Annotated in this window: 7 protein-coding genes; 2 read left to right on the top strand and 5 right to left on the bottom strand. The window is 44.8% G+C overall.

Annotated features, from left to right (window positions below; translation table 11 throughout):
* Together FDW95_RS03525 and FDW95_RS03520 are read left to right on the top strand one after the other, a co-directional pair.
* A partial coding sequence (locus FDW95_RS03525) for a site-specific integrase (RefSeq protein WP_170972975.1) occupies nucleotides 1–537 on the top strand: 537 nt, incomplete at its 5' end.
* 199 nt (nucleotides 538–736) lie between these two features.
* Complete coding sequence (locus tag FDW95_RS03520) at nucleotides 737–1,999, top strand: integrase arm-type DNA-binding domain-containing protein (protein ID WP_087878613.1); 1,263 nt, start codon at nucleotides 737–739, stop codon at nucleotides 1,997–1,999.
* Between the two features lie 89 nt (nucleotides 2,000–2,088).
* Here FDW95_RS03520 and FDW95_RS03515 read toward each other — a convergent pair whose 3' ends face one another.
* The 5 genes from FDW95_RS03515 to FDW95_RS03490 all read right to left on the bottom strand — a co-directional run bounded on the left by FDW95_RS03515 (nucleotide 2,089) and on the right by FDW95_RS03490 (nucleotide 6,059).
* Nucleotides 2,089–3,369 carry a hypothetical protein gene (locus FDW95_RS03515; protein ID WP_115257880.1) on the bottom strand — a complete coding sequence of 427 codons (1,281 nt, stop codon included), beginning with the start codon at nucleotides 3,367–3,369 and terminating at the stop codon, nucleotides 2,089–2,091.
* 40 nt (nucleotides 3,370–3,409) lie between these two features.
* Nucleotides 3,410–4,123 (bottom strand): hypothetical protein, encoded by a 714-nt coding sequence (locus tag FDW95_RS03510; RefSeq protein ID WP_115257879.1) that lies wholly within the window; start codon nucleotides 4,121–4,123, stop codon nucleotides 3,410–3,412.
* A gap of 367 nt (nucleotides 4,124–4,490) precedes the next feature.
* Complete coding sequence (locus tag FDW95_RS03500; protein WP_115257878.1) at nucleotides 4,491–5,057, bottom strand: phage polarity suppression protein; 567 nt, start codon at nucleotides 5,055–5,057, stop codon at nucleotides 4,491–4,493.
* A 15-nt stretch (nucleotides 5,058–5,072) separates the two neighbouring features.
* Entirely contained in the window at nucleotides 5,073–5,312 is a 240-nt protein-coding gene (locus FDW95_RS03495) for an ogr/Delta-like zinc finger family protein (protein WP_115257877.1), read from the bottom strand.
* A gap of 3 nt (nucleotides 5,313–5,315) precedes the next feature.
* Nucleotides 5,316–6,059 carry a hypothetical protein gene (locus FDW95_RS03490; protein ID WP_024154759.1) on the bottom strand — a complete coding sequence of 248 codons (744 nt, stop codon included), beginning with the start codon at nucleotides 6,057–6,059 and terminating at the stop codon, nucleotides 5,316–5,318.
* Nucleotides 6,060–6,164 lie beyond the last annotated feature (105 nt).

Genomic DNA, 6,164 nt, shown 5'->3' with positions numbered 1-6,164 from the left:
CGGTGTTTCAGGGGGCTACATCATCTGGCGACCCGACTACTCATGCTTACGGGCTTACGAACCGTCGAATTACGTATGGCAGAATGGAGTGAAATCGACTTCGAAAACCATATCTGGGAAATACCGAAAAGTAGAATGAAGATGAGGCGACCCCACATAGTCCCCCTTTCTGCTCAATCCATAGCAGCACTTCGGCAACTAAAGCAATTGACCGGTACTTACCAGTTTATCTTTGCAGGTCGAAACGATGTTAATAAACCAATGAGCGAAGCCAGCATCAATATGGTTATTAAAAGGATTGGTTACGATAAGAGAGCAACCGGACATGGTTTTCGTCACACCATGAGCACAATCTTGCATGAGGAAGGATTCAACACTGCTTGGATTGAGACCCAGCTCGCGCATGTGGACAAGAACGCGATTCGCGGGACCTATAACCATGCGCAGTATCTTGAAGGGAGGAAAGAGATGATGCAGTGGTATGGGGACTATTTGGATGGATTGCGATTGGATGGAAACGTTGCCAGAGTTAGTTAATGAAGAGCCGATTCGAGTTCGGCCTTCGGCACCATTAGTACTTCCCCAAGACCATCCGAGAAAGTCCAATTATCCCTTAAAAATCAATGATTGCAGCGAACTTTACGTCCTGAGTCGTCCGAGGTCGTCCGTTGAAATCCGGATGTCATTGGGGGCATAATTGGGGGCATCTTAACTTCGATTAGAAATGTGCCCCCAAATGAAGCTCAACGCCAGACAGGTCGAGACCGCAAAGCCAAAAGACAAAACCTACAAAATGGCCGATGGCGGTGGTTTGTACCTTGAGGTTTCGGCCAAGGGGTCTAAATACTGGCGCATGAAATACAGACGGCCCTCTGACAAAAAAGAGGATCGCCTCGCTTTTGGTGTTTGGCCTACGGTGACGCTTGCTCAGGCAAGAGCAAAGCGCGATGAAGCTAAAAAGCTGTTAGTGCTGGGCATTGACCCAAAAGCCGAACAGAAAGAAGCTCAGGCCGAGAATTCGGGTGCATATACTTTCGAAACCATTGCTCGCGAATGGCATGCCAGTAACAAGCGATGGAGTGAAGATCATCGATCGCGTGTTCTTCGCTATCTTGAGCTTTATATCTTCCCTCATATCGGTTCGTCCGACATTCGCCAGCTCAAAACCAGCCACCTGTTAGCCCCGATTAAAAAAGTTGATGCCAGTGGTAAACACGATGTCGCTCAGCGCCTACAACAGCGCGTCACGGCCATTATGCGTTATGCCGTACAGAACGATTACATCGACTCAAATCCAGCAAGTGATATGGCCGGTGCGCTATCGACAACCAAAGCGCGACATTACCCCGCTTTACCTTCAAGCCGGTTCCCTGAGTTTCTTGCTCGTCTTGCTGCATATCGCGGTCGGGTAATGACGCGGATCGCGGTCGAGCTTTCCTTACTAACTTTTGTGCGTTCCAGTGAGTTACGTTTCGCGCGTTGGGATGAGTTCGACTTCGATAAATCTCTCTGGCGAGTACCTGCAAAACGAGAAGAAATTAAAGGCGTGCGTTACTCGTATCGTGGCATGAAGATGAAAGAGGAGCATATCGTTCCGCTTAGTCGGCAGGCGATGATTTTGTTAGACCAGTTAAAGCAGATTAGTGGTGATAAAGAGCTGCTGTTTCCGGGGGATCATGACGCAACTAAGGTTATGAGTGAAAACACGGTGAACAGCGCATTACGTGCGATGGGATATGACACGAAAACTGAGGTCTGCGGGCATGGATTTAGAACAATGGCGCGTGGTGCATTGGGTGAGTCGGGGTTATGGAGTGATGATGCTATAGAGCGACAATTGAGCCATTCAGAGCGAAATAATGTACGTGCAGCTTATATTCATACATCTGAGCATTTGGATGAACGTCGTATGATGGTGCAATGGTGGTCAGATTACCTTGATGCAAATAAATCGAGCGAAGTGAGTCCATACGATTATGCTAAAAATAAAAGGGAGTAAACTATTAAGAGGTTATTTTTTTAGTCAATGTGAGTATATTGAAGCATCAATGGTCAAACGATGCCTTAATATACTCACTGTTTTTATTTCTATTCTTCTGTCATTTCATCTTCTAAATTTTTGAGTATTTCGCCTAAGGCATCATGTGGTAAAGTACTTGTATCTGATATGTATTTTATTTCTACCTGTTGAAATCGACTACGCCAATTATCAATTGTCCTAGGTGTTTTGGTTTTCCAGTTAATGTCATTGGTGAAGTATTTAATATCATTGTCATCTAAATATGCCAGCCATATCCCTCCTTCTGAAGAGAGCATTATTATCCCTTCCATATAGGTATACATTCCTCTAACGCCGCCATAAAAAACTTTGGCCTCAAAAGTATCTAGATTTTCGCCTTCACCGATACCTTCCATTCTCTTTTTAAAATCAAAATAATATGAGCCTAAAACACTGTATATTCTTTGTAAGTCAAGTTCGTTTAAAAATCCTAGTTCAAAAAGATTATCACTGGACCATTGGAATTCACCACTAAATATTACGCCCATACCTCTATGGCTTGAACAATCAGCTGTTTCATCTATAGATAGAAATTTTTTCCCATCAACTATGTTGCGTCTGAAACTGATTTCACCATATTCACCATTCTGGTTTTGTATTTTTGCATACGCCATATCTCTTGAGACAAAGACAGCTTGTGATGTTATTTTACCAGAATGAGAACCACTATAAACTGATAGGTCAAATAAAAAACCAGCTGAGGATGTTTCTCTTATGAATAAATGTCCTCCATAGCTTCTATTATGATTGTAATTAATCCATTCGCCCCACCATACAGGGGCACTTGAACCGCTTTGTAACGAACCGACGCTTGAGTCTTTCAGTGCATATTTTAAAGCATGTTCAAGTCTGCCTTGTAATATACCTCTTACTTCAGACTTGGTATCATCTTCTGGATCGTAACTATAAGTGACAACTCTGCGCCCGCGTAAATCAAAAGGTAATTCTTCTGGCCCACCAAAAAATGTGTTTTGTATAAGAATTATTCTATCCCACCCTAATTGAGAAATAGCGAATCCTAGCTCAATTAAAACATTTGGGTTTGAAGTTTTTTTGCTACTCTCAGAAGCATTAATAATCGAAACGTCTGCTATAAAAACATCTGATGTCGATATTTTTTTAAAAATCGTATCGCTTATTGATGGCGAGCCAGGGGTTCCAGCAGTATCTCGATCCAGCACAGGTTCAACGGTTTCACTTGCATCTTTTTTTATCGCAGATAAAGCTTTTTTTAAAGCGCCCTCAATTATATTTCTATTCGATTTTGACGGTAAATCGGATTGCCAAGAGTAAAATATTATTCTTTTCATTTTTAACTTCTCAATATTAATGTTCTGATTGAATTGATGGTTATAGTATTACCAGTTTACCATTGGTTCTGTTTTTTTTCATCTCATCGAGTTCTGTTTGACATCTAAGAAGAAGAACGCTACGGGTGTCAATTTTAAATTTCTCAAACTTACTTTTACTAATTTCATCTATATAGAATAAAGCCTTGCCATTGTTGCATTGTCTCAAGATGAATTTGTCTTGGTATCGTCCAACTACAACTTTTTCATCATCTGTTTGCCAAATTCCACCAGGGAAAAAACTATGGTAATTAAGTCCGAAGAAATAGGAGAAGCTAAGGAAGGCTAGGACTGCCAACATACATGGCTTAGCATTCAATGAGTAATATACAGTTTCTTGCTTAATAGCTTTTGGAATTAAGAATAACAAGCATATAAAAAGAATATGACTAGTGCCAAGATTTATTACAGCCATGACATTTAAGGGCTGGTGATGGCTTAAAACAGCAATTCTTATGAATTTTGTGATAAGTGCTACAGCAACAAATAAAATAAAAAATTTGGTGGGGATGCGTATAAATAGAGTTAGTGTGATAAGCGTTATTATTACAACTGATAGTTTAAGTAAGGTGTTAATGACCTCATTTGTATCTAAATAAATATAATATGACGGATAGCCAAAAAACATAGCTTCGCCACTTTTGAAAGCATAAACTGAAATGAACATCATTATTGAAAGGATTGTGGCTGCTGAGATCTCATTTTTAATTTTCATGATTACCCTGTAATTTAATATTTAATCTCTCTAATGATGAAAATTTAAGATTCATCATTTTGTTGCTTAAATTTCGAATCAGCTCAATGTGATTGTATTACAAGTGTTATAAGGCTACATCATTTATGATTGAAAGGTCATCAATTTCTAATAATGCTTCTGATGTTGGCGCGCAATGCTCTCCCCGCCACGCCTGCCCGCTTAAGAGGTCGCTTTTAATGCAGGTGCATGAACGGCCTCAGGCCGCGCCGGTACTGGTGTTGCGTGGGATAAAAAATACGGGGATTTGCATGCAAAACCATGCACCTTATGGATGCATGGCTTTTTTCGGCAAAAATAGCGGAATTTTCGGGGATTTTTTTGCGTGCTACCGTGCGGCCAGTTCTGCACGTCGGCGGGTGTAAATCAGGTTCTGTGCCGGGGTGAATTTCTCGCGATTATCATCCCGCGAAGCCGCATCAGGCCTGAATCCGATGGCCGTTAAAATATCGTTGTCCTGCACGGAATAATTAATTTTTTCACCTGCGGCCAGCCACACCGACAGGGCTTCACGCAGATAATCGACCGAGTGCTGCATGGCGCTCTGTTTTACTGCGGGAAGCTGTTCGTGATATCCCATCAGCTCAGGTGCCAGCGTGGCGGCCAGCTCCGCGCCGCGCTGCTGCATAAAGTCATGGAGCCGGTTGCGGATGCTGATGTGCTGCACCTCCTCATGTGAGCGGATATAGCGACCGGCGGCCTGATTAATCTCCCACCTTTTCACGTCGATATTGTCGCGCAAATCCTGCATTCTGCGCGGGATTTGTTCGTCACCGGCAAGGAGCTGTTCACGGTATTCCCGTTCAAGATCGGCCAGTTCGGCTTTACGTTTCAGCCAGGTGTTTTTGTTCGTCTGACATGCCTCAAAGGCCTGCTGTATGGTCACAGTGGTCACGTGTTTCTCTCCTGATTAATGCCGGAACGGCAAACTGTAGCAGCCCTGCACCTTACGCGGCGGTGGTGGCGCCACCGGCGCGGGGTCGGGTTTCTCCGGGGCGGCACGTATCACACCGTCAACCGACTCGATGGTGCGGAAAGTGGCCGAACATTCGATATTGGTACACTGGTGATAACGTTGTTTGACGTTTTCCGACAGATAACGGCTGGTACGGACGTGCGCGGTCTTTTTGCAGAACGGACAGTGAAACATAATTCAGCCCTCTGCCTGTTCGTGGTCTTTTGCGGCCAGTTCAGCGGCAAGCTTCATTCGTCTGGCCGGGCTTCTTAACAGCGCCATATCAACCCCGGTTATGACCGGGCGATTCATGCCCGTTACGGACAGAACCGGCTCCTGCTCCATATCGAAATGATACAGGGCTGACTGCAGATTCAGGGCATCGCCCAGCTCGCGGGTCACGGTCGCACGCGGCGAGGTTTCTCCGCTCATTTCCAGCGACCGTATACGCAACAGGAAGGCACGTAACAGTGCAGGGCTGATACCGGCCAGCACTTTCTTCCATTCGCTGTTGGCGTAAGTGGTGAATGCTTTTTCGTGGGCGCTGATATAAGCCGTACCGGAGGAGCATGCGCCAAGCATGGCGAGGCCTTTGTCTTTCTCCAGCTCGGTAATCAGACCGGTGAACTCATCAGCCAGTTCTCGGCTGGCGATACGTTTACTGTGTTCAGCTTTCAGTTCAGGAGTGAGGTTGCCGCGCAGGGTTCGAAAGCGGCTGCGCCAGTCCTGTTCGGCCTGTGCGCTTTCACTGAGGGCAGTCTGTCGTTCCTGCTCACAACGCTGAATGGAAGCCTCAATGTCGCTGAGTTTACCCATGCTGGCCGTGTGTGCGTCTTTTGCTTCATTAAGTGCGGCCAGCGCACCGGCAATACGTTGTTCCGCGCCTTCATCCTGTTTACTGATAACGGTCTGCATGGCTTTGATAATGAGTTCGGGTTTCATGTTCAGGCTCTCCGTGTGTTCAACCTGAAATGATTCTGACGCCTCCTGCACAACAACACGATTCATTGCCGTTGTCAGAGTGCTGGCACAAACAGACCTTAAAAA

This window comes from Citrobacter sp. wls718, from assembly GCF_005280945.1.
Lineage (GTDB): Bacteria > Pseudomonadota > Gammaproteobacteria > Enterobacterales > Enterobacteriaceae > Citrobacter > Citrobacter gillenii.
The sequence above is the reverse complement of the archived record's forward strand: the minus strand, read 5'-3'. Positions and strand labels throughout refer to the sequence as shown.